Origin of the sequence: Methylobacterium sp. WL6, assembly GCF_008040095.1 — a bacterium.
Classification (GTDB): Bacteria; Pseudomonadota; Alphaproteobacteria; order Rhizobiales; family Beijerinckiaceae; genus Methylobacterium.
The window spans coordinates 1-628 of record NZ_VRVH01000660.1 but is presented as its reverse complement, the minus strand read 5'-3'; the positions used below and the strand labels follow the sequence as shown (position 1 = coordinate 628).

Genomic DNA, 628 nt, shown 5'->3' with positions numbered 1-628 from the left:
GGCGGCCGCCGCGATGGCGCGGCTCGGCGCGCGCCTGATGGCGCACGACCTCGCCGACGTCGGCATCAACGTCGACTGCGCGCCCGTCCTCGACGTGCCCGAGCCCGGCGCCCACGACATCATCGGCGACCGCGCCTACGCCACGACGCCGCAGCAGGTGGCCGAGATCGGCCGGGCGGTGGCCGAGGGCCTGATGGCCGGCGGGGTGCTGCCGGTGATGAAGCACATCCCCGGGCACGGCCGCGCCGCCTGCGACAGCCACCACGGCCTGCCGGTGGTCGAGGCGAGCCTCGAATCCCTCGCGGCCCAGGATTTCCGGCCCTTCCGCGCCCTCGCCGACCTGCCGATGGCAATGAGCGCCCACGTGGTGTTCACGCAGATCGATCCCGACCGGCCGGCGACCCAGTCGGCGCCCGTGATCGCCGACGTGATCCGCGGCGCGATCGGCTTCGACGGCCTGCTGATGACCGACGACCTGTCGATGCATGCCCTGACCGGGCCGTTCCGCGCCCGGGCCGAGGCGGCCTTCGCCGCCGGCATCGACGTGGCGCTCCACTGCAACGGCGACGCGGACGAGATGCGCGCCGTCGCGGAGGGCACGCCGTCGCTGGCCGGCGCCGCCCTGCGC

At 75.5% G+C, this 628-nt stretch carries 1 protein-coding gene; it reads left to right on the top strand.

Annotated features, from left to right (window positions below):
• On the top strand, nucleotides 1–628 hold a 628-nt coding region (locus FV230_RS29050), incomplete at both ends, for a glycoside hydrolase family 3 N-terminal domain-containing protein (RefSeq protein WP_147844809.1).